The 20452-nt window shown below is 52.3% G+C and carries 20 protein-coding genes; 10 read left to right on the forward strand and 10 right to left on the reverse strand.

Annotation, left to right across the window (positions count from 1 at the left end; genetic code table 11):
- Window positions 1-56: 56 nt before the first annotated feature.
- From JOE25_RS08255 to JOE25_RS08270, 4 genes are all read right to left on the reverse strand, one after another.
- Complete coding sequence (locus tag JOE25_RS08255) at window positions 57-800, reverse strand: YebC/PmpR family DNA-binding transcriptional regulator (RefSeq protein ID WP_209633992.1); 744 nt, start codon at window positions 798-800, stop codon at window positions 57-59.
- A gap of 17 nt (window positions 801-817) precedes the next feature.
- Window positions 818-1264: a dihydroneopterin triphosphate diphosphatase gene (gene nudB / locus JOE25_RS08260; RefSeq protein ID WP_037419820.1), complete on the reverse strand. Its 447-nt coding sequence runs from the start codon at window positions 1262-1264 to the stop codon at window positions 818-820.
- Window positions 1264-3048 carry an aspartate--tRNA ligase gene (aspS, locus tag JOE25_RS08265; protein WP_209633994.1) on the reverse strand — a complete coding sequence of 595 codons (1785 nt, stop codon included), beginning with the start codon at window positions 3046-3048 and terminating at the stop codon, window positions 1264-1266. Before aspS ends, nudB begins: the two co-directional genes overlap by 1 nt.
- An 84-nt stretch (window positions 3049-3132) precedes the next feature.
- Window positions 3133-3363, reverse strand: coding sequence for a zinc ribbon domain-containing protein (locus JOE25_RS08270; RefSeq protein WP_322740269.1), 231 nt, complete (start codon window positions 3361-3363; stop codon window positions 3133-3135).
- A gap of 202 nt (window positions 3364-3565) precedes the next feature.
- Between JOE25_RS08270 and JOE25_RS08275 the strand changes: the two genes are divergently transcribed.
- The 6 genes from JOE25_RS08275 (at window position 3566) to JOE25_RS08300 (ending at window position 8840) form a co-directional block, all read left to right on the forward strand.
- Window positions 3566-4144, forward strand: coding sequence for a hydrolase (locus JOE25_RS08275; protein WP_209633996.1), 579 nt, complete (start codon window positions 3566-3568; stop codon window positions 4142-4144).
- Between the two features lie 47 nt (window positions 4145-4191).
- Window positions 4192-5007, forward strand: coding sequence for a DUF72 domain-containing protein (locus JOE25_RS08280; RefSeq protein ID WP_209633998.1), 816 nt, complete (start codon window positions 4192-4194; stop codon window positions 5005-5007).
- A 102-nt stretch (window positions 5008-5109) separates the two neighbouring features.
- Window positions 5110-5505, forward strand: a complete 396-nt coding sequence (locus JOE25_RS08285; RefSeq protein WP_061806450.1) for an MAPEG family protein — start codon at window positions 5110-5112, stop codon at window positions 5503-5505.
- A gap of 103 nt (window positions 5506-5608) precedes the next feature.
- Window positions 5609-6352: a carboxy-S-adenosyl-L-methionine synthase CmoA gene (gene cmoA / locus JOE25_RS08290; protein WP_209634000.1), complete on the forward strand. Its 744-nt coding sequence runs from the start codon at window positions 5609-5611 to the stop codon at window positions 6350-6352.
- The gene (cmoB, locus tag JOE25_RS08295; protein WP_209634002.1) at window positions 6349-7320 is read left to right on the forward strand and encodes a tRNA 5-methoxyuridine(34)/uridine 5-oxyacetic acid(34) synthase CmoB; all 972 of its coding nucleotides are present in this window, start codon (window positions 6349-6351) and stop codon (window positions 7318-7320) included. Before cmoA ends, cmoB begins: the two co-directional genes overlap by 4 nt.
- Window positions 7321-7493: 173 nt before the next feature.
- A complete protein-coding gene (locus tag JOE25_RS08300; RefSeq protein WP_245209715.1) occupies window positions 7494-8840 on the forward strand; it encodes an exopolysaccharide biosynthesis protein in 1347 nt (448 codons plus the stop codon).
- A 589-nt stretch (window positions 8841-9429) separates the two neighbouring features.
- Here JOE25_RS08300 and cutC read toward each other — a convergent pair.
- Window positions 9430-10188 (reverse strand): copper homeostasis protein CutC, encoded by a 759-nt coding sequence (gene cutC / locus JOE25_RS08305; RefSeq protein ID WP_209634004.1) that lies wholly within the window; start codon window positions 10186-10188, stop codon window positions 9430-9432.
- Between the two features lie 162 nt (window positions 10189-10350).
- Between cutC and JOE25_RS08310 the strand changes: the two genes are divergently transcribed.
- A complete protein-coding gene (locus JOE25_RS08310; RefSeq protein ID WP_209634005.1) occupies window positions 10351-11502 on the forward strand; it encodes a PatB family C-S lyase in 1152 nt (383 codons plus the stop codon).
- Here JOE25_RS08310 and JOE25_RS08315 read toward each other — a convergent pair.
- Window positions 11499-12062 (reverse strand): VOC family protein, encoded by a 564-nt coding sequence (locus tag JOE25_RS08315; RefSeq protein ID WP_209634007.1) that lies wholly within the window; start codon window positions 12060-12062, stop codon window positions 11499-11501. The genes JOE25_RS08310 and JOE25_RS08315 overlap by 4 nt on opposite strands.
- A gap of 863 nt (window positions 12063-12925) precedes the next feature.
- Between JOE25_RS08315 and argS the strand changes: the two genes are divergently transcribed.
- Window positions 12926-14656, forward strand: coding sequence for an arginine--tRNA ligase (gene argS / locus JOE25_RS08320; RefSeq protein ID WP_209634009.1), 1731 nt, complete (start codon window positions 12926-12928; stop codon window positions 14654-14656).
- Between the two features lie 74 nt (window positions 14657-14730).
- Here argS and murJ read toward each other — a convergent pair whose 3' ends face one another.
- The 4 genes from murJ to rimJ form a co-directional block, all read right to left on the reverse strand.
- Window positions 14731-16266, reverse strand: a complete 1536-nt coding sequence (gene murJ / locus JOE25_RS08325) for a murein biosynthesis integral membrane protein MurJ (protein WP_037419854.1) — start codon at window positions 16264-16266, stop codon at window positions 14731-14733.
- Between the two features lie 122 nt (window positions 16267-16388).
- A complete protein-coding gene (locus JOE25_RS08330; protein ID WP_209634011.1) occupies window positions 16389-17309 on the reverse strand; it encodes a Gfo/Idh/MocA family oxidoreductase in 921 nt (306 codons plus the stop codon).
- Window positions 17302-17946, reverse strand: coding sequence for a DUF480 domain-containing protein (locus tag JOE25_RS08335; protein WP_209634013.1), 645 nt, complete (start codon window positions 17944-17946; stop codon window positions 17302-17304). Before JOE25_RS08335 ends, JOE25_RS08330 begins: the two co-directional genes overlap by 8 nt.
- 9 nt (window positions 17947-17955) lie before the next feature.
- Window positions 17956-18540 carry a ribosomal protein S5-alanine N-acetyltransferase gene (gene rimJ / locus JOE25_RS08340; protein ID WP_037419996.1) on the reverse strand — a complete coding sequence of 195 codons (585 nt, stop codon included), beginning with the start codon at window positions 18538-18540 and terminating at the stop codon, window positions 17956-17958.
- A 345-nt stretch (window positions 18541-18885) separates the two neighbouring features.
- Here rimJ and mdtH point away from each other — a divergent pair, with 345 nt between their 5' ends.
- Together mdtH and JOE25_RS08350 are read left to right on the forward strand one after the other, a co-directional pair.
- Entirely contained in the window at window positions 18886-20091 is a 1206-nt protein-coding gene (mdtH, locus tag JOE25_RS08345; RefSeq protein WP_209634015.1) for a multidrug efflux MFS transporter MdtH, read from the forward strand.
- Between the two features lie 86 nt (window positions 20092-20177).
- On the forward strand, window positions 20178-20426 hold the full coding sequence (locus JOE25_RS08350; RefSeq protein WP_209634017.1) for a hypothetical protein: 249 nt from the start codon (window positions 20178-20180) through the stop codon (window positions 20424-20426).
- The last annotated feature ends 26 nt before the right edge of the window (window positions 20427-20452 follow it).

Consider the following 20452-nt stretch of genomic DNA (forward strand, 5'->3'; position numbering starts at 1 on the left):
GTTAGGCATTAATGTTGCCAGGCGCTGCCACGCAGCAGCGCCATACTTCAAGCTGATTACAGCGTAGCTGCAACTTCGTCGGAGATCTCACCGTTGTGGTAAACCTCCTGCACGTCGTCACAGTCTTCCAGCATGTCGATCAGACGCAGCAACTTAGGTGCAGTTTCTTCATCCATATCGGCCTTGGTCGATGGGATCATGGAAACTTCCGCTGACTCAGCGGTAAAGCCGGCAGCAGTCAGTGCATCTTTCACTTCGCCGAGATTTTCCCACGCGGTGAACACGTCGATCACCCCATCGTCGTAGCTGACGATATCCTCAGCGCCGGCTTCCAGTGCTGCTTCCATTACCACGTCTTCATCCAGACCCGGTGCGTAAGTGATTACGCCTTTTTTGGTGAACAGGTAAGCCACTGAACCATCGGTACCAAGGTTTCCGCCGCATTTCGTGAAGGCATGACGCACTTCTGCCACGGTACGGTTACGGTTGTCACTCAGGCATTCGATCATGACGGCAGTGCCGCCCGGGCCGTAACCTTCATAAATGATGGTTTCCATGTTGGAATCATCATCACCACCCACACCGCGTGCGATAGCACGGTTCAGGGTGTCACGCGTCATGTTGTTAGACAGCGCCTTATCGATCGCCGCGCGCAGACGCGGGTTAGCACCCGGATCGCCACCGCCCAGTTTCGCAGCCGTCACCAGCTCGCGAATAATTTTGGTGAAAATTTTACCGCGCTTGGAATCTTGCGCTGCTTTACGGTGCTTTGTGTTGGCCCACTTACTATGACCTGCCATAAAAATCTCCGAAAAAATTACTGGACTGAATTAATCACAAACTCTTCAATCGCCTGCTGATTGCTCCAGGACTTGGTCAGTTTCACGGCTTCCGCCGCGTCAAGCCACTGGTAGGCGTGATGCTCGGTAATCACCGGATCTCGCTCTTCAGGCAAAGCCAGACAGAACCAATGCTCTTTATTGCGCGTGGTCCCCGGGGCATAGCGATGTCGCAAATGGACAAAGAGTTCAAACTCCACACAGCGCTGGCAATCGAACAACGGCAGATTCTCTGCTTCGATATCGATGCCGACTTCTTCCTTGACCTCACGCCGCGCGGCATGCGGCGGCGATTCTGCGTCCTCCAGACTGCCGGTAACCGACTGCCAGAATTCCGTATCATCGCGTCGCTGTAACATCAGCACCCGGCCACTGGAGATGGCATAAATCACTACCAGAATAGACTCGGGTCGCTTGTAGTTCATCACTCGCTCTCTTGTTCCGCAGAGGCTTTCTTTACCACACAGATAGCCAGCTCCTGCAACGACGCCGGATTGGCGAAGCTGGGTGCTTCGGTCATCAAACAGGCCGCAGCCGTGGTTTTCGGGAAGGCGATAACGTCACGGATGTTGTCCGTACCGGTCAACAGCATCACCAGACGATCCAAACCGAAGGCCAGCCCGGCGTGCGGTGGTGTACCGTACTTCAATGCGTCCAACAAGAAACCGAATTTCTCACGCTGTTCGTGTTCGGTAATGCCCAGGATGCTGAAGACCGTCTGCTGCATTTCACTGCGGTGAATACGCACAGAACCACCACCCACTTCATAACCGTTAATCACCATGTCGTATGCGTTGGCAATGGCGTTGGTTGGCGTTACGGCCAGCTCTTCCGGGCTCATGTCGCGTGGTGCCGTGAACGGATGGTGCATCGCCGCCAGGCCGCCTTCACCGTCCTCTTCGAACATTGGGAAGTCAACCACCCACAGCGGTGCCCAGCTGTCCAGTTTAGTCAGTTCCAGATCGCGGCCCAGTTTCAGACGCAACGCGCCCATCGCATCAGTCACAATCTTGAAGCTGTCGGCACCGAAGAACAGAATATCGCCAGTCTGTGCGTTGGTACGCGCCAGGATAGCTTCCAGAACGTCCGCACTGAGGAATTTAGCGATAGGGCTTTGTACACCCTCCATGCCCGCTGCACGGTCATTAACCTTCAGCCAAGCCAGGCCTTTAGCACCATAAATATTAACGAATGCACCGTACTCGTCGATCAATTTACGGGTCAACTGCGCGCCGCCAGGAACGCGAATGGCAGCGACGCGGCCTTTAGCATCGTTGGCCGGACCGGAGAAGACTTTGAACTCCACGTCTTTTACCAGATCGGCAACGTCCACCAGCTCCAGCGGGTTACGCAGGTCTGGCTTGTCAGATCCGTAACGGCGCATGGCTTCTTCGAAGGTCATGATCGGGAAATCGCCCAAATCAACGCCCTTCACGTCCAGCCACAGTTCACGTGCCAATTTCTCCATCACTTCACGCACCTGTTCGGCAGTCATGAAAGAGGTTTCCACGTCGATCTGGGTAAATTCAGGCTGGCGATCAGCACGCAAGTCTTCGTCACGGAAGCACTTGACGATTTGATAGTAGCGATCGAAACCGGACATCATCAGCAACTGCTTGAACAGCTGTGGTGACTGCGGCAGCGCATAGAATTTGCCTTTATGCACGCGACTCGGTACCAGATAGTCACGCGCGCCTTCCGGCGTAGCTTTGGTCAGCATCGGTGTTTCGATGTCGAGGAAGCCGTGGCTGTCCATAAAGCGGCGCACAAAGCTGGTGATTTTAGCGCGGGTTTTCAAGCGGTCAGCCATTTCAGGACGACGCAGATCCAGGTAGCGATACTTCAGGCGCGCTTCTTCGCTGTTAACCTGGTTGGAGTCCAGCGGCAATGGTTCGGAGCGGTTGATGATCTCCAGGGCATGAGCGAAGACTTCGACTTCACCGGTGGCCATATCTTTATTGATCTGGCTGTCCGGACGCGCACGCACTGTGCCGACGATCTGGATGCAGAATTCATTACGCAGGTCATACGCCTTATCGAACGCGACCTTCTGGTCTGGATCGAAGAACACCTGCACGATGCCTTCGCGGTCGCGCATATCAATAAAGATCAGGCCGCCCAGATCGCGACGACGGTTGACCCAACCACACAGAGTGACTTCCTGGCCCACGTGGGACAGATTCAACTGCCCGCAATATTCAGTACGCATACGCTATCCTTTTGGCTTAAGCCGATGCCGCGCGGGCTTTTGGCACCTGCCACACGGCTGTTTTCTGATAATTTCTGATGAACTCTATTTCTTGCCCGGTTTGAAGTCTGTTGCATACCAACCGGTGCCCTTTAACTGGAACCCCGTGGAAGAAATCAGCTTGGTTAACGCGGGCTGCCCACACGCCGGACAATCTGTCAGCGGCGCATCGGAAAATTTTTGCAGTTTCTCTAACCGAAGGCTGCAAGCACCACATGCATATTCATAAATCGGCATAGGTCTTTGGCGTAAAGTGTGTTGAAAAAAGGCGATCATTATAAAGGAAATTCATGCGCCAGATAAGTGCGAACACAGCTTTGTTGCAGCACTAAATGACGTGTTTTTGCCCGAAATAACACATTGATTAACAAATTTCCCATTAACCGGTGACCCTTTTTTCACGTAGCCTGAATCAACACGTGTTTGGCGCGCGGTTTCGTTTGCGCGCATTTTATCCACCTCGTCACGAGATATGACCATGTTGAAACTTGATGCCCACACCACTGCCCTGGTGTTGATTGATTTGCAAAACGGCATTCTACCCTATGCTGGAGGCCCGCACAGCGCCGAGAGTGTTGTTGCCCATGGTGCACAGTTAGCCGCACATTTCCGTTCATTGGCGGCCCCGGTGTTCCTGGTGCGCGTCGGCTGGTCAGACTCCTTCGCTGAAGCGCTGAAACAGCCGGTAGACAAGCCATCTCCCGCGCCAGCCGGCGGGCTGCCTGCCAACTGGTGGGAATTTCCTGACGCTCTGGCAGTGAGTGACAGCGACATTCTGGTGACCAAACGCCAATGGGGCGCATTTTATGGCACCGATCTTGACCTGCAACTGCGTCGCCGCGGCATTAAATCCATTGTGCTAGGGGGAATTGCCACCAATATTGGCGTGGAATCTACCGCCCGCGCCGCCTGGGAACACGGCTACGAATTGGTGATCGCCGAAGACGTGTGCAGCACAGCAAACGCAGAAATGCACCAGTTTGCTTTCGACAATATCTTCCCGCGGCTGGCGCGTATACGCAGCACCCGCGAAATTCTTGCCGCACTTAACGAGTAACGTTAACGTGTAGACTGACGGGAATAATTAAGGAAGAAGCAAGCCTGATGTATATCGGACTCCCACAGTGGCAACACCCGGCCTGGCACCGTATCGGGCTACGCGATCTGGCGGATTACAGCCGCTATTTTAATTGCGTGGAAGGCAATACCACCTTCTACGCGTTGCCTAAACTGGACATCGTCCAGCGCTGGCGCGATATGACCAACGACGATTTTCGCTTTTGTTTCAAGTTTCCCGCCACCATCAGCCATCAGGCCGCGCTGCGCAACTGCGCCGCTGAACTGCAGGCCTTTTATCAGTGTCTGAGCCCCGTTCATCAACGCATTGGCCAGCTTTGGCTTCAATTGCCTGCGGCTTTTGGCCCGGCTGAATTGCCGGCGATGTGGCAATTCTTTGATGCATTGCCGAAAGAGTTTACTTACGGCGTGGAGGTTAGACACCCCGCGTTCTTCGGCAACGGGGAAGAAGAGCGGCTGTTAAATCAGGGGTTGCATCAGCGCGGTATCAATCGGGTCATCCTTGATAGCCGGCCCGTACATCATGCCATCCCCAACAGCGCTGCCGTACGTGACGCACAACAGAAAAAGCCTAAGCTGCCGGTGCACGCCTTGGTCACGGCCAACAACCCGCTGGTGCGTTTTATCGGTGGCGACGTCTTGCAGGACAACCTGCGCTGGTTCGATGCCTGGCAGCAGAAACTGCCCCTTTGGCAACAAAAACACCAGCCATTTCTGTTTATCCATACGCCGGATAACGGCGACTCTCCCCAACAAGCGCAGAAAATCTGGCAGCAGCTGTATCAGGCAATTCCGAATTTACCCTCGCCACCGGACTGGCCGGAGCAGGATGCACTGTTTTAACCGATTAATCTGACTGATTACATCAGATTTTTCCTCGCGACAGTGATTGCAATGGCAGCTATGATGCTCGCTGCCAGTTTTGGTTAGGGAATGGAGTTAAAAATGGTAAGCGCGCTTTATGTAGTGCTCGGCGCATTGTTGTTGATCAAACTCTCTTATGACGTGGTTAGGCTAAGGATGCAATACCGGGTTGCTTACGGCGACGGGGGCTTTTATGAGCTACAGACCGCCATCCGCGTTCACGGTAATGCCGTAGAATACATTCCTATTGCAGCCGTACTGCTGGTGCTCATGGAAATGAACGGCGCTGAAATATGGATGATCCATATTTGCGGCCTGATGCTGATGGCCGGTCGCCTGGTGCATTACTACGGCTTACGTAATCGTGAAGTTCGCTGGCGTCGTTCAGGCATGGCGGCAACCTACATTTCGTTGGTGCTAATGGTATTAGCCAACATTTTCTATCTGCCATGGGATCTTATTTTCAGCCTGCATTGATCCCCTGTTGCTCCTCAGGCGGCTACGCCGCCTGCTTCCGCTGCGCTTTCTTGCCGTTATCTGTTAGAATATGCCCCTTCGAATTCTGAACTGATTTGCCGCTATGCCAAACCGCGATACTCTTTTTTCTGCACCGATCGCCAAATTAGGCGACTGGACCTTCGACGAACGCGTTGCTGAAGTGTTCCCCGACATGATTCAGCGTTCCGTCCCCGGCTATTCCAATATCATTTCAATGATTGGCATGTTGGCCGAACGTTTCGTTCAACCCGACAGCCAGGTGTATGATCTTGGATGCTCTCTGGGCGCAGCAACGCTGTCGATGCGACGGAATATCAAGGTGGCGGGTTGCAACATCATCGCCGTCGACAACTCTCCGGCCATGGTTGAACGTTGCCGCCGCCATATTGATGCCTTCCGTGCCGACACGCCGGTAGAGGTTATCGAAGCGGATATCCTCGATATCAAAATCGAAAACGCCTCGATGGTCGTGTTGAACTTTACCCTGCAATTTCTCGAGCCCGCAGACCGTCTGCGCCTGCTGGAAAAGGTCTACCTTGGGCTACGTCCGGGTGGTGCGTTGGTATTGTCAGAGAAGTTCAGCTTTGAAGATGCCGACGTCGGCGAATTGCTGTTCAACATGCATCACGATTTCAAACGCGCCAACGGCTACAGCGAACTGGAAATCAGCCAGAAGCGCAGCATGCTGGAAAACGTTATGCTGACAGACTCGGTAGATGCCCACAAAGCCCGCCTGAAACAGGCCGGTTTTGAACATGCGGAAGTTTGGTTCCAGTGCTTTAACTTTGGTTCACTGATCGCCTTGAAATCGGGGGCCACGGCATGATTGAGTTTGGTGATTTTTACCAGCGTATCGCGAAAAGCAACCTCAGCCACTGGCTGGATACTCTCCCTGCCCAGCTCAGCGCCTGGCAACGTGAATCGCTGCATGGCAAGTTCAAGCAGTGGTTTAACTCCGTTGACCATCTGCCTGCACTGACACCAACCCGCCTCGATTTATTGAATGGTGTGCGTGCCGATATGGACTCACCGCTGTCACCGGGCCAGTTGGAAGGCATCGAGAAAATGCTGCGCACCATGATGCCGTGGCGTAAAGGCCCGTTCTCCTTGTACGGCATTGATATCGATACCGAATGGCACTCTGACTGGAAATGGGATCGCGTATTACCGCACATTTCACCACTGGCCGGTCGTACCATTCTCGATGTCGGCTGCGGCAGCGGTTATCACCTGTGGCGTATGCTGGGTGCCGGTGCCCAATTGGCGGTAGGTATCGATCCGATGCAACTGTTCCTGTGTCAGTTCGAAGCGGTGCGTAAGCTGTTGGGCGGCGATCAGCGTGCTCATCTGTTGCCCCTCGGTATCGAACAACTGCCAGAGTTGGCTGCCTTTGATACCGTCTTTTCGATGGGGGTGCTCTATCACCGTCGTTCGCCACTGGATCACCTGTACCAGTTGAAAAACCAATTGGTCAACGAAGGCGAGCTGGTACTGGAAACGCTGGTGATAGAAGGCGATCGCAATCAAGTGCTGGTCCCGGGTGACCGTTATGCGCAAATGCGCAACGTGTACTTTATTCCGTCGGCTGAAGCCCTGAAGTGCTGGCTGGAGAAATGCGGTTTCGTCGATGTAAAGATCGCCGACATGTGCGTAACCAGTACCGATGAACAGCGTCGCACCGATTGGATGACCAGCGAGTCACTGGCCGAGTTCCTCGATCCAAACGATTCGAGCAAGACCATCGAAGGCTATCCCGCCCCACTGCGTGCCGTGTTAGTGGCGAAAAAGCCTTAACCCCTTCCTGCTTTAAGGGCTCAGCACATGTTGGGCCCTTAACACATGGTAAAAAACCCACTCCTAACACTTTCGTCTCAACGTGTTGTGTCATGTCTCACCGACACGGGAACGTTGCATTAAAAATGTTACCTTCTCCTACAATGGCGATGACCCCAATAGAGGATAACGCCATGACGACATTACAATATATCGATAGTATCAATGCACTCCGAGCCTATGCACCTACTGAGAATGGTCAAGTCGTATTTCTGATTTCCCATCAGGCGGGTAGTCATCAAGGATCCGGTAAGTTCTACTATGACACAACGGATAGCACCAGCGTCGACAACAATGGCACAGTGATTGTCACCGCCTCAGGCGCGCGTTGGAAAAGGTTCGGCAATAGGATCACCTTCGACGATTTTGGTGCAGACCCAACGGGTTTAACCTCTTCAGATGATGCTGTAGAAGCCGCCATCAAAGCAGTCTCTTCACTGAAGAACAAAATCGTCTTTACCAGCAATAATGCACAATATCTGCTTAACAGAGCCACTGCGATTACCGTTCCTGCGGGAGTCACCCTAAAAGGGAATCGCACAGCCATGGCACAAGGGCCTTCCAGCAATACGACCAACGGCCCTGCCCGCGCGGGGCTTACGGACGACAGTGCATTTATTATCCGTAAGCCGGTGGGGGTGACATGCTTCAGCTGTGCTCGAGACGTGGTTTTTGATGGCTGGTCATTCTTGTATCCAGATCAGATCTATACCGCGGAAAGTAGTGCGCAATTCAGACAGTACGGGGCAACGATCACTTCAACAGGCACGTTGTCGGTATCACATTGTCGCTATGTAGGTGCTTATGACTTCGTTAATGCTAGCGGCGAAGCCAACTACTTCGATAGTATTTACGGCTGGGCTATCCGTTGTGATTACAAGATCTCCGGGAGCCGAGAAATAAACAGATTTACTAATGTTCATGTTAATCCTAACGTCGTTCGCCCGACAGAAAAAGCAGTCACAGCCTCACTAACAGTGGAAGGTTCATGCGCTTTTAACCTGGATCGCCATGACAATACCTTTTTGACCAACGTTTTCGCCTATGGCAAAAAAGTCTTCCTGAGATCCACGACGTTAGGAACCAGCTACTTAGGTGGCGTCAGTCTGACCAACTTTATGGCCGACCGTAACGGCACCTGTTTTGAGATCGACTCTGACTCTGCAGCAAATATTCAGATCGCCAACGGCTCTTACATTAATGATTATGGTGACCTCGACGGGGGGTTCCTGGTGTTAAAAAAATCGGTATCTCGCCAAAATATTACGCCGGTTCACATCACCAATGTGACATTTTCTACCGCCAATAATCCTAAAGGTACCCTTTCACCGCAGGCTATATATTTTGCGGCTGACAGTGGCTATCAGTTGGCTTTCAGTAACAGCGTTATGCCGCTATGGACGAATGGCGCACTTAATAACGCCAGCGGATATAACCTGCTCAGAGGGGAAATCACTATTGCCCAGCGTGTATATCAGTAGACCTCTGCACCGCAGAACTACCTTGATAATGCCAGCCTGGTTGATGTCGATACCACTAGTCAGCCAGTCAACTGGTCAATAGATGGTAATTTGACGGCAAACAGCAATCAAATCACATCAACCGGTGCTAACCCAAGATACAAGGGCATTCTGCAGCGCATTCATCGGAGTATCGGTAATAGAACCTTTTGGGCAGTCGCCTCATCCATTGGTGACCCAAATGCGAGTGTGCCACCTGGCACGCCTGAGCCAAGTGTTTCAACAGGAATATGGGCACGGAGTTTTAACGATAACTATACCGATCTTATCGAAAGTGACACGGTACCTTGGGTACAGATAGGCAACCTGTTTTATGCACAGTTTTATATGAGTAACACCCGGACAATCCACGATATCCTGGTCAACCCGGGTTCAAACGGTAACACAGTGAGAATTCTTGCTTGTGGTATCAGTCCAGGACAAATTTTCGATTTTAGTTCCCTGTCTCTATTCTGAATGACATTAAAAAGGCCCCGATATAATCGGGGCCTGCTATAAGTTTATGCGCGTACCATGGCTTCTTTCCGTCTAAACAACGATAGCTGGGTACTTATGCACTCTGCGCCAACGGATCAACCAGTGCCAACGCGTTTTTCATCGCCTCTACCATTTCGCCATCGACGCAATAGTGGCTAAATTCATCAACCTCGCTGTCTGAACACATGGTCACGCCAGCCTTGCGATAGCGCATGGTCGAAGGCACTTCATGGCCGGATGAGCTATGCACTTCCTGAATGCCAATATCAACGAACTTGTGCAAGTTACTGAGCCGAACTCCTGCCCCTGCCATAATCACTGGCCCCTGGCTAGCCTGCACTAGATCACGCAGCAAGGGTAAACCCAGCTCTGCATTTTGCTGCTGACCGGATGTCAGTATCCGCGCGACGCCCAACTGTGTGAGCTGATCAAGCGCGGCCATCGGGTTTTGGCACATGTCAAAAGCACGATGGAAAGTCACCGCCATATTGCCGCTCAAGCGCATCACTTCGCGCATACGCGGCAGATCGATATGCCCTTCTTCATCCAGCATTCCAACTACCACACCGGCAAAACCCATGTCGCGGATTTGCGCAATATCGTGCTTTATTATGTCAAAATCTACGGCGCTATAACAAAAATCGCCGCCCCGCGGGCGAACGATCGGATGCACAGGTACGCTGACCCGCTCCCGCGCCAGGCGTAATGAACCGTAGCTGGGTGTCAGCCCCCCCTCACTCTGACTGGCGCACAGTTCTATACGATCGGCACCTGCCCGCTCAGCCGTCAGCGCACAATCGACGCTATAGCAACAAACTTCCAGTTTAATCATTGTCACCCCCAGATGACGGCTAACATGTGACAGTAATTGTTAATTCTTCCATTTCTCACGTAGGCTCATACAGAGCCCCTAAATAATTGGAGCTGCATCACGTAACAAAAATGCAACGTCAATATGACGGACATAGGTATAAACCAGCTCAGGGTAGTAACTATGGCATTCAATTTTGATCAATGGGTAGACCGTAGTCACAGTGACAGCGTTAAGTGGGATAAATATCGTGACCGCGACATTATTCCGCTCTGGGTTGCTGACACCGACTTCCTTTCACCCCCCGCTATCATCGATGCATTACAGCAGCGAGTGGCCCATGCCGTGTTCGGCTATGGGCATCCATCCCCTGCACTCATTGAGGTTTTTAGCCAGCGTATGCTAGAACGCTATAGCTGGCGTATCAATCCTGAATGGCTGATTTTCCTGCCTGGATTGGTTTGCGGTCTAAATTTATGCGTGCGGGCTTTTACGGCTGAAAACGAAGGCACGCTGGCACCATCACCGATCTATCCCCCGTTTCGCAAAGCGGCGAAATTCGCTGGACGCTCGCAGTTGCAGGTACCGCTGGCACTGAAGGAGAAGCGATGGGTGTTAGATTTCACCACCCTCACGGAACAGCTCAATGGCAGAGAAAAATTACTGCTGTTGTGTAACCCGCAAAATCCGGGCGGCACTGTCTATCGCAGGCAAGAGCTGTTACAGCAACATTCGTTCGCTCAAAACCACGATCTGATCGTCTGTTCCGATGAAATCCATTGTGATCTCCTGCTTGAACCAGGGTGTCAGCACATCCCCTTTGCCACGTTAAATGAGGATGCCGCCCAGCGCAGCATTACGCTGATGTCGCCGTCGAAAACCTTTAATATTGCCGGACTGGGTGCCTCGATGGCGATTGTGCCCAACCCTGCTTTGCGGCAAAAGCTGATCCGCACACGCAGTGGCATCGTACCTGAAGTGGATATACTGGCGCTGGTTGCCGCACAGGCAGCCTACCAGCATGGGCAAGAGTGGTTGGACGAACTGTTGGTTTATCTGCGTGCCAACCGTGATTTGGTGACCGAGCGTATTAATGCCATGCCCGGCCTGCAGCTACAACCGATTGAGGCAACCTACCTGGCGTGGATAGACTGCCGCCAACTGGCCGTCGACAATCCGCATGCCTTTTTTGAACGGGCGGGCGTTGGATTAAGCCCGGGCCTAGATTTTGGTAACCGGCATTTTGTCCGCTTGAATTTTGGTTGTCGGCGCGAGCTACTCATCCAAGCGTTGGGTCGTATGCTGATGGCCACCCACTCACTAATGCCAGGCTAACGTTGTTCGCTGGCGACAACGTCCCTAATCGAGTAGGGGTGAAACTTGATCGTCACGCTGCCGTCGGTGATCGCCAACGTCGGGTTCGGCAGACGCTCCCCATCAGTCTGTGGCGAACTCTGTTTCAGTTTTATCCCTTGAGCCAATAGCGCTTCATCAGGCAACTGAGCCAGCGCGCGCGCGTAAAGCGTGGCAGGATCGCCACCCAGTACCAGTTCCACATGTTCCCAGCCTTCATGCGGATAACGTTTATCACCGGGATAAGGCAACTCAATACAGTCAATCTGCCAAGGTCCCACGTTAAGGGGTTGTTGAAGATCAAACAGGTAAATAGGACGCCCCTTGATTATCGCCTCAGACAACAGTGAGCCACACTGTTGTAGCCCTTCGCGCCAGCGATCGGCCGTTGTGTTTTGATGGCAGCGTACCGATATGTGGTCCGCACTGAACTGTGTTAAATCCAGGTGCAACTTCTCGGCAAAGCGGTTCAGTGCCTGTTCAAAGCGCGGCAGATCCAGCACCAAATCGTTAAGCTCGGCAATGGCCGTAAAAGTCGTCATAGAATCCTCGAAACAACGGAAAGCGATTTTCAGGTGGTGTAATTTACACGCCGAAGGCTCAGCTATCCATACGGAAACCTTCGGCAAGCGGACTTTTTTGGTGCAGAGTGCGGCCATCAACTAAACCAGGAATGCAGCTGGTTATAAAAAGCACAAAATAACAATTTATTTAGATTTTATTACAGCCGTGTTTCGTTTTTCCCAGTTTTTAATTCCGAAAACTCATTGTTGCATAAGTTTATAACGTTTAATCATGACGTAAGACTTAAGAATACTACTAACTTATTAAGTTATAAAATCGCAATAACAAGAGATACATATGATTAAGAAGACAGCACCCACTGGCACAATAGAAATAAAAAAACAATAAGCCTTTCATTATAACCCATTGTTTTATAGTCAATTAAAATAAAAACAACATGAGAATCATCCTAAACAAGATTTGTGCAATTGCGTGAAAATATCAATTAAGCTACTTTAGTGAAAATTGAGTTTGAGATAATTAGTTATGATACTTTTAATAATGTCCCTGCTATTGATAGTTATTGCCGCATACGCGATATTCCGTCATTTCAAATCACGCCGCAATAACACGTTAGACGGTGGTCGTCGGAACAAAAGGCACTAGCTTTGCCTATTTTGGTCTCTTCATTCCCTCTCTTTTTTTATCCGTTTACTCCTCTCATTTAGCGCTCCGCGACTTTCAGCTTATCCCTCGCCAACTGCTGACGTCCTCCCTCAAATCGGTTACAATTACAGGCTGTTTTGTGGTGGGCCGCCGTCTTGACGTGCAGCCAGAAAACCACCTTTGAATCCCGTAGGGGCATGGCACACGGCCCCTCGTTCGTCATTAAGGTAACCCGGTGAATATTCAGGTTCTTCTTTCAGATAAAGTCAGCCAGGCGCTGATTGCCGCAGGCGCGCCAGCCGATTGCGAAGCGCAAGTCCGTCAGTCAGCAAAAGCACAGTTTGGTGACTATCAGGCCAATGGTGTGATGTCCGTTGCCAAGAAACTTGGCATGCCACCCCGCCAATTGGCAGAAAAAGTGGTGCAGCTCCTTGAGCTCGGCGACATCGCCAGCAAAGTGGAAATCGCCGGTCCAGGCTTTATCAATATCTTCCTGAACAGCGCTTGGGTCGCACAGCAAACCGACCGCGTATTGAGTGCGCCAAAACTGGATATTGCCCCTGTCGAACAGCAAACCATCGTTATCGACTACTCAGCCCCTAACGTGGCGAAAGAAATGCACGTCGGCCATCTGCGTTCCACCATTATCGGTGACGCTGCTGCACGTACGCAGGAGTTTTTGGGCCATAAAGTGATCCGCGCCAACCACGTCGGCGACTGGGGCACCCAGTTCGGCATGTTGATTGCCTATCTGGAAAAAATGCAGAACGAAAACGCCAGCGATATGGATCTGTCTGACCTGGAACAGTTCTATCGTGAAGCGAAAAAGCACTATGACGAAGACGCAGAGTTCGCCGAGCGCGCGCGTGCCTACGTCGTTAAATTACAAGGTGGCGATCAATACTGCCTGAAAATGTGGCGTAAATTGGTCGACATCACCATGGCGCAAAATCAGCTGACTTATAACCGGCTGAACGTGACCCTGACCGAAGACGATGTCATGGGCGAAAGCCTGTATAACGCGATGCTGCCTGGCATCGTCGCCGATCTCAAGGCTAAGGGGCTGGCAGTAGAAAGCGAAGGCGCAACCGTGGTATTCCTCGATGAATACAAAAATAAAGACGGCGAGCCTATGGGCGTCATCATCCAGAAGAAAGATGGCGGCTACCTGTACACCACTACCGATATTGCCTGTGCTAAATACCGCTATGAGACGCTGGGCGCCGATCGGGTGCTGTATTACATCGACTCGCGTCAGCACCAGCATTTGATGCAGGCCTGGACCATCGTGCGTAAAGCCGGTTATATCCCGGACTCTCTCTCGCTCGAACACCACATGTTCGGCATGATGTTGGGTAAAGACGGCAAGCCGTTCAAAACCCGTTCAGGGGGCACGGTAAAACTGTCTGATCTGCTGGATGAAGCCGTCGATCGTGCCGCTAAACTGATCGCCGAGAAAAACCCGGACATGCCTGCAGAAGAAATGCAAAATCTGGCCAATGCCGTTGGCATCGGTGCGGTGAAGTATGCCGACCTGTCAAAAAGCCGTACCACCGATTATATCTTCGACTGGGACAACATGCTGGCGTTCGAAGGTAATACCGCGCCTTATATGCAGTATGCCTATACCCGTGTCTCTTCCGTATTTAAACGTGCCGGCGTCGACGAAAGCAATCTGACCCTGCCGTTGGTCATGACGGAAGAACGCGAGATTGCATTGGCGACACGCCTTCTGCAATTTGAAGAAGTCATCACCACCGTAGCACGTGACGGCACACCACACGTGATGTGTAGCTACCTGTACGACTTGGCGGGCCTGTTCTCCAGCTTCTATGAACACTGTCAGATCCTGAACGCAGACAGCGAAGAAGCTCGTCAAAGCCGCCTGAAACTGGCCTTACTGACCGCGAAGACGCTGAAAGCCGGGTTGGATACACTGGGTATCGAAACCGTCGAGCGTATGTAAGCCATCCGCGCTGAATACGCAAAAGGGTCGCCGAGGCGACCCTTTTTTACGCGTTGAAAACGGGGAATCTCTGCTTATGCCACTCGGCGGGCAAAGTCGCGTGGACGGAAACCCAATCCCCCCAATACACCAAAGTAGGCCACGACACCGGCGACAACCACCAGCGACAGACGCAATAAACGCTCAAGCATATTGCCTTGATCCCAGGCAGGCATCAGCCACATCACACAAACCAATACCGCTGACATCACAATCACCGCAATCACCAACTTGGTCAAGAACATTGCCCAGCCCGGCTGCGGGTGGAAAATCTTCTGCTTACGCAATTGCCAGTAGAGCAGTGAGGCATTAAGGCAGGCGCCCAAACCGATCGACAGTGAAAGGCCTGCATGTTTCAACGGGCCAATAAACATCAGGTTCATCACCTGGGTCAAAATCAACGTGATAATGGCGATTTTAACCGGCGTTTTGATGTCCTGACGCGAATAAAAACCGGGGGCCAATACCTTCACCACAATTAACCCCATCAAGCCCACCGAATAGGCGACCAATGCGCGCTGCGTCATCGCGGCATCGAAGGCGCTGAACTTGCCGTACTGGAACAGCGATACCGTCAACGGTTTGGCCAAAATACCCAGTGCAATGGCACTCGGCAACGCCAACAGGAAGCACAGACGCAGCCCCCAGTCCATTAATCGGGAATACTCGTCGTGATTACCGCTAGAGAAACTTTTTGCCAACGACGGCAGCAAAATCGTGCCCAGTGCCACGCCCAACACGCCAGAAGGAAACTCCATCAGACGGTCCGCATAATACATCCAGGATACCGAACCAGAGACCAGAAATGAGGCGAAAATGGTGTTGATTATCAGCGAGATTTGGCTCACGGAGACGCCAAAAATTGCGGGCCCCATCTGACGCATTACCCGCCATACACCGGCATCGCCGAGCTTGAGACGCGGCAGCACCAACATGCCAATCTTCTTCAGATGTGGGAGCTGGTAACCCAGTTGCAGCACCCCGCCGACCACCACCGCCCAGGCCAGTGCCATGACCGGAGGATTGAAGTAAGGCGCGGCAAATAGCGCAAAGCCTATCATGCTCACGTTCAGCAGCGTCGGCGCAAAAGCGGGGATCGAAAAGCGGTTCCAGGTATTGAGTATCGAACCGACCAATGAAGCCAGCGAGATCAGCAGAATATACGGAAAGGTGACGCGCAACAGCGATGACGTCAGAGCGAACTTGTCCGGTGAGTCGACAAAGCCCGGCGCGGTAATGTAAATCACCCAAGGGGCCGCCAACATACCAAGCACCGTCACCAGCGCCAACACCAACGTTAACAGACCTGAAACGTAGGCAATAAAAGTACGTGTAGCCTCTTCCCCCTGCTGACTTTTATATTCGGCCAGGATAGGCACAAAAGCTTGGGAAAACGCCCCTTCGGCAAAAATACGCCGCAATAGGTTGGGAAGCTTGAATGCCACGAAGAAGGCATCTGTTGCCATACCGGCACCAAACACCCGCGCCACGATCGCGTCACGGGCAAAGCCCAGCACCCGTGAGAACATCGTCATAGAGCTGACGGCTGCCAGTGATTTTAGTAGGTTCATGTGGTTTTTCTGATACGCCCTGTAAATGTTGACGCCTGCATCAGCAGGCGTCAGTAAAACTATCGGCTCAGTTTACCCATCCGCAGCAGAATAGCTACCGCCATATGTTACATAGAGTTATCTTACAAACCGGCATCACGCAGCAGCGTTTCAATCACCCGTTGGGCGGCAATGGCCTGCTCTCCAGCCGTTTCTGGTGCAGTGTGATTACTCACAGAAGCGATAAAATGGCGAACCGCACCGTCAAAACCCCGTTGCGCCAGCGTGGTTTGCCACCCCGGGGCCGGTTGTTCCAAAACACCCTGGGCGTCTTCACGCCACCACTGACGCATATCGTTCAACTGATATACCGCGCCATCCGACACTGCCTGCACGCTTTCGCGTTGGCTGCCAGCACGGCGATGCATACTGGTAGTTATCTGTGTTTCACCACATTCAAAATGATGCTCGGCATATAACAGCTCACCGCGCTCTGTGCCACGCAGGCAACCGCTGAGCAACTGCACAGCGCCGCCGCCCAACCATAATGCGGTATCCACCACATGCAGATAGTCATCCAGCAAGGTAAACCGCATATTATTGGGCCCAACGCTGTCCGCACGGTGTTTTTCCATGCGGATCGACGCAGGTTGACACATGTCTTGTTTCAGTTGTTGATACAAGGGTGCAAAACGGCGGTTAAACCCTACCATCAGCGCTTTACCCTGTTTTTCTGCCAGGGCAATCAGTTGCTCCCCCTGCTCCACGGTTTCGGCCAACGGTTTATCGACATAAACGTGAACGCCATGACGCAACAATTCACCGATCACCTGAAAATGGCTGGCGGTACTGCTGTGAACAAACACCGCATCGCATTGCTGTGCCAGACTGTCTAACCCCGAGAAACAGGCCATACGGTAGCTGTCACATATTGGCTGCGCTTTTTGTTGATTGGGAGAGAAACCGCCAACCAAAACCCAGTCCACCGCCTGGCTGAGGAGCGGTAAATAGGCTTTTTGAGCAATCCCTCCCAACCCCACAACACCAACGCGCAATTTACTCATCTGCACCCCGAGCCAATAACGACTGCAATTGTTGTTTGAGCTGCGCCACTTCGTGTTCCAGCGCAGTTACGCGTTCGTGCAATTCTGTCTCTTCAGACGGTAACACCTCAGCAGGTGCCTCATCGATTTGGCCACAGAACAAATGCATGAACCGGCTTTCACGTTTGCCCGGCTCCCGCGCCAGACGCACCACAAAGGGGCCATCCTCACGCGCGCTCAAATTGGTCAGCACCTGTTCCACTTCAGTGACGTCATTAAATTCATGCATGCGATTGGTACGGGTGCGGAGCTCACCGGGCGTTTGGGCGCCACGCAGCAATAACGTCGTGATTATCGCCAATTCTGCCGCAGACAGCTTTAACTGACCGAACTCTGAATTGCAGAAACGGTGTTCATATTTAACGACCCGATTACCGAACCCACTTAATGTCCGTAAGAAATGCTTCTTCAGGAGCAGATCAAGGAGTTGCTGCACGTCATTTTCCGCCAGATCCATCACAGGTTCACGGTTGGTTTTCTGGTTACAGGCCAACGTAATGCCGTTAAGGGAAAGGGGATACTGATCTGGCGTCGTGACCTGCTTTTCCAACAGGCAGCCGATCACTCTGGCTTCTTTAGCGCTTAATTCATATTTCATTGTTTGGCCTCAGCGTGGCGGTAGCCATTCTTTATTGGTTAATGCGGTCAATACGTGATCCCGCCACTGCCCGTCAATCAGCAGATAATCCTTGGCATAACCTTCACGTTCAAACCCTAACCGGGTCAACAATGCACCGCTGCGCTGATTATGCGGCATATAGTTAGCCATGATGCGGTGCATGCGTTGCTGACGCAGCATATAACGGATAGCGGACTGCAACGCCTCGTACATCAGTCCTTGTCCCTGCCATTTCTCAGCTAATGAATAGCCGAGGAAACAAGCATGAAACGAACCGCGCAGCACGTTGCTGAAGTTCGCCACGCCTTGCACTTCATGTTCGTCGGGATCAAGCAGGATAAAATAGTAGGCGCTGCCCTGCTTTTGCATTTCGGTGATCATTCCCAGCCGCGCCTGCCATCCGGAAGGATAACAGTGGCTTTCATCACGCACGGGTTCCCAGGGTTTGAGAAATGCACGATTTTCGGCATAGTATTCCGCTAACCGGTAAGCGTCGCGTTCATGAACTAAACGGACGACCATCCGATCGGTGGTGAGGCGTACTTTTGGTGATGCAGAGCGGTAGCCAAACATCATTTCCCCCGCAGTCAGAACGGTTCGATAAGAAGTATTTATTGGGCGCATGTCCGGATAATAATCCTGCGGCAGACTTATCCTGAATCATTATGTCTTAACGACCAGCGCAGAACCGCATATACCCTCATTTAATATAACCGCAGCCAGCCCAGGAGGTAAAACCCAGACAGCTCAGTAAATAAGCGATTGGCCATTTTACGGCTATTTTTGTGCGGTTTTGCCGCGCAGGTAACGTATTGACGATAAAAAAATATTATCTACCCCGCCCCTATCGGCAATCCTGGATTGGGTACAAACTAGAGCGGTCGCACTCCTCTCCCTCTTAATTGCTCGTGGTGAAGCATGTCTCTGGTATCGCAAGCTCGGAGCTTGGGTAAATATTTTCTATTACTCGATAACCTGTTGGTGGTTTTAGGCTTCTTTGTGGTCTTTCCACTTATTTCGATCCGCTTTGTCGATCAGCTTGGCTGGGCGGCCGTCGTGGTCGGCGCTGCGCTAGGTTTACGGCAGTTAATCCAACAAGGTTTGGGGATCTTCGGTGGTGCGATCGCCGACCGATTTGGCGCCAAACCGATGATTGTCACCGGTATGCTGATGCGCGCCGCAGGCTTCGCGACGATGGCAATGGCCGATCAGCCCTGGTTGCTCTGGTTTTCTTGCGCCCTTTCCGCCCTCGGCGGCACGCTGTTTGACCCACCACGCACTGCGTTGGTCATTAAGCTCACCCGTCCACATGAGCGCGGCCGCTTTTACTCCCTCTTGATGATGCAAGACAGCGCTGGGGCGGTGATTGGTGCCTTGATCGGCAGTTGGCTGCTGCAATACGATTTCCATTTTGTCTGCTGGGTCGGCGCAGCCATTTTCGTACTGGCAGCGGGCTGGAACGCCTGGTTATTGCCTGCGTACCGCATTTCCACCGTACGCACGCCGATGAAGGAAGGCATGATGCGCGTGTTGCGCGATCGCCGGTTCCTTACCTACGTATTGACACTTACCGGGTATTACATGCTGTCGGTACAGGTCATGCTGATGCTGCCCATCGTCGTTAATGAAATCGCCGGTTCACCGACCGCGGTAAAATGGATGTATGCCATTGAAGCTGCGCTGTCGCTGTCACTGCTTTATCCATTGGCACGCTGGAGCGAGAAACGTTTCCGCCTGGAACAACGGCTGATGGCTGGCCTCCTGCTGATGACGCTCAGCCTGCTGCCAGTGGGGTTGGCGACCAGTCTGCAGGGCGTCTTTACGTTGATTTGCTGTTTCTATCTCGGCTCAATCATCGCCGAACCGGCACGTGAAACCCTGAGTGCCTCGCTGGCAGATCCGCGGGCACGCGGGAGCTATATGGGGTTCAGTCGCCTCGGGTTGGCGCTGGGTGGCGCGTTGGGTTACACCGGCGGTGGTTGGATGTATGACACCGGTCACGCGATGAACATGTCAGAACTGCCGTGGATCCTGCTCGGCATTGTCGGTTTTATTACCCTGTTTGCGCTTTATTGGCAGTTCAGCCCACGAGGTGCCACCACTGCGATTGTGCGCGGAGGCTGAGTTTTTTCTCTAAGTTGCCAGAAAATCAGCCGAATTTCTCACAGCTGCTATCCTGATAGTAAAAACACAAACGGGAGACGTTGGCGATGAGTGATGAAAACAAATTACCGCAGTTGCTGGAACACATGGTGCTGAATCTGCGTATGCTTTACGCGCGCTCAACATTGGTAGAAAAGGCGCTGGCCCACATTATTGCCGAGAATGCCGGCCTGAAGAATGACATTGTCAAACAACTGCAGATCGTCAATGCCACCACCGAGCGTGATAAAATCGATTTGGAAGAGGCGCGCATGCATCTGATAGAAGTGATTAATTCCGTCCCGACAAAAAAATAATCCCCGCATTGATCCGCGCTAGATGC

The sequence above is a fragment of the Serratia sp. PL17 genome (genome assembly GCF_017832355.1).
In the GTDB taxonomy this organism is placed as follows: Bacteria; Pseudomonadota; Gammaproteobacteria; order Enterobacterales; family Enterobacteriaceae; genus Serratia.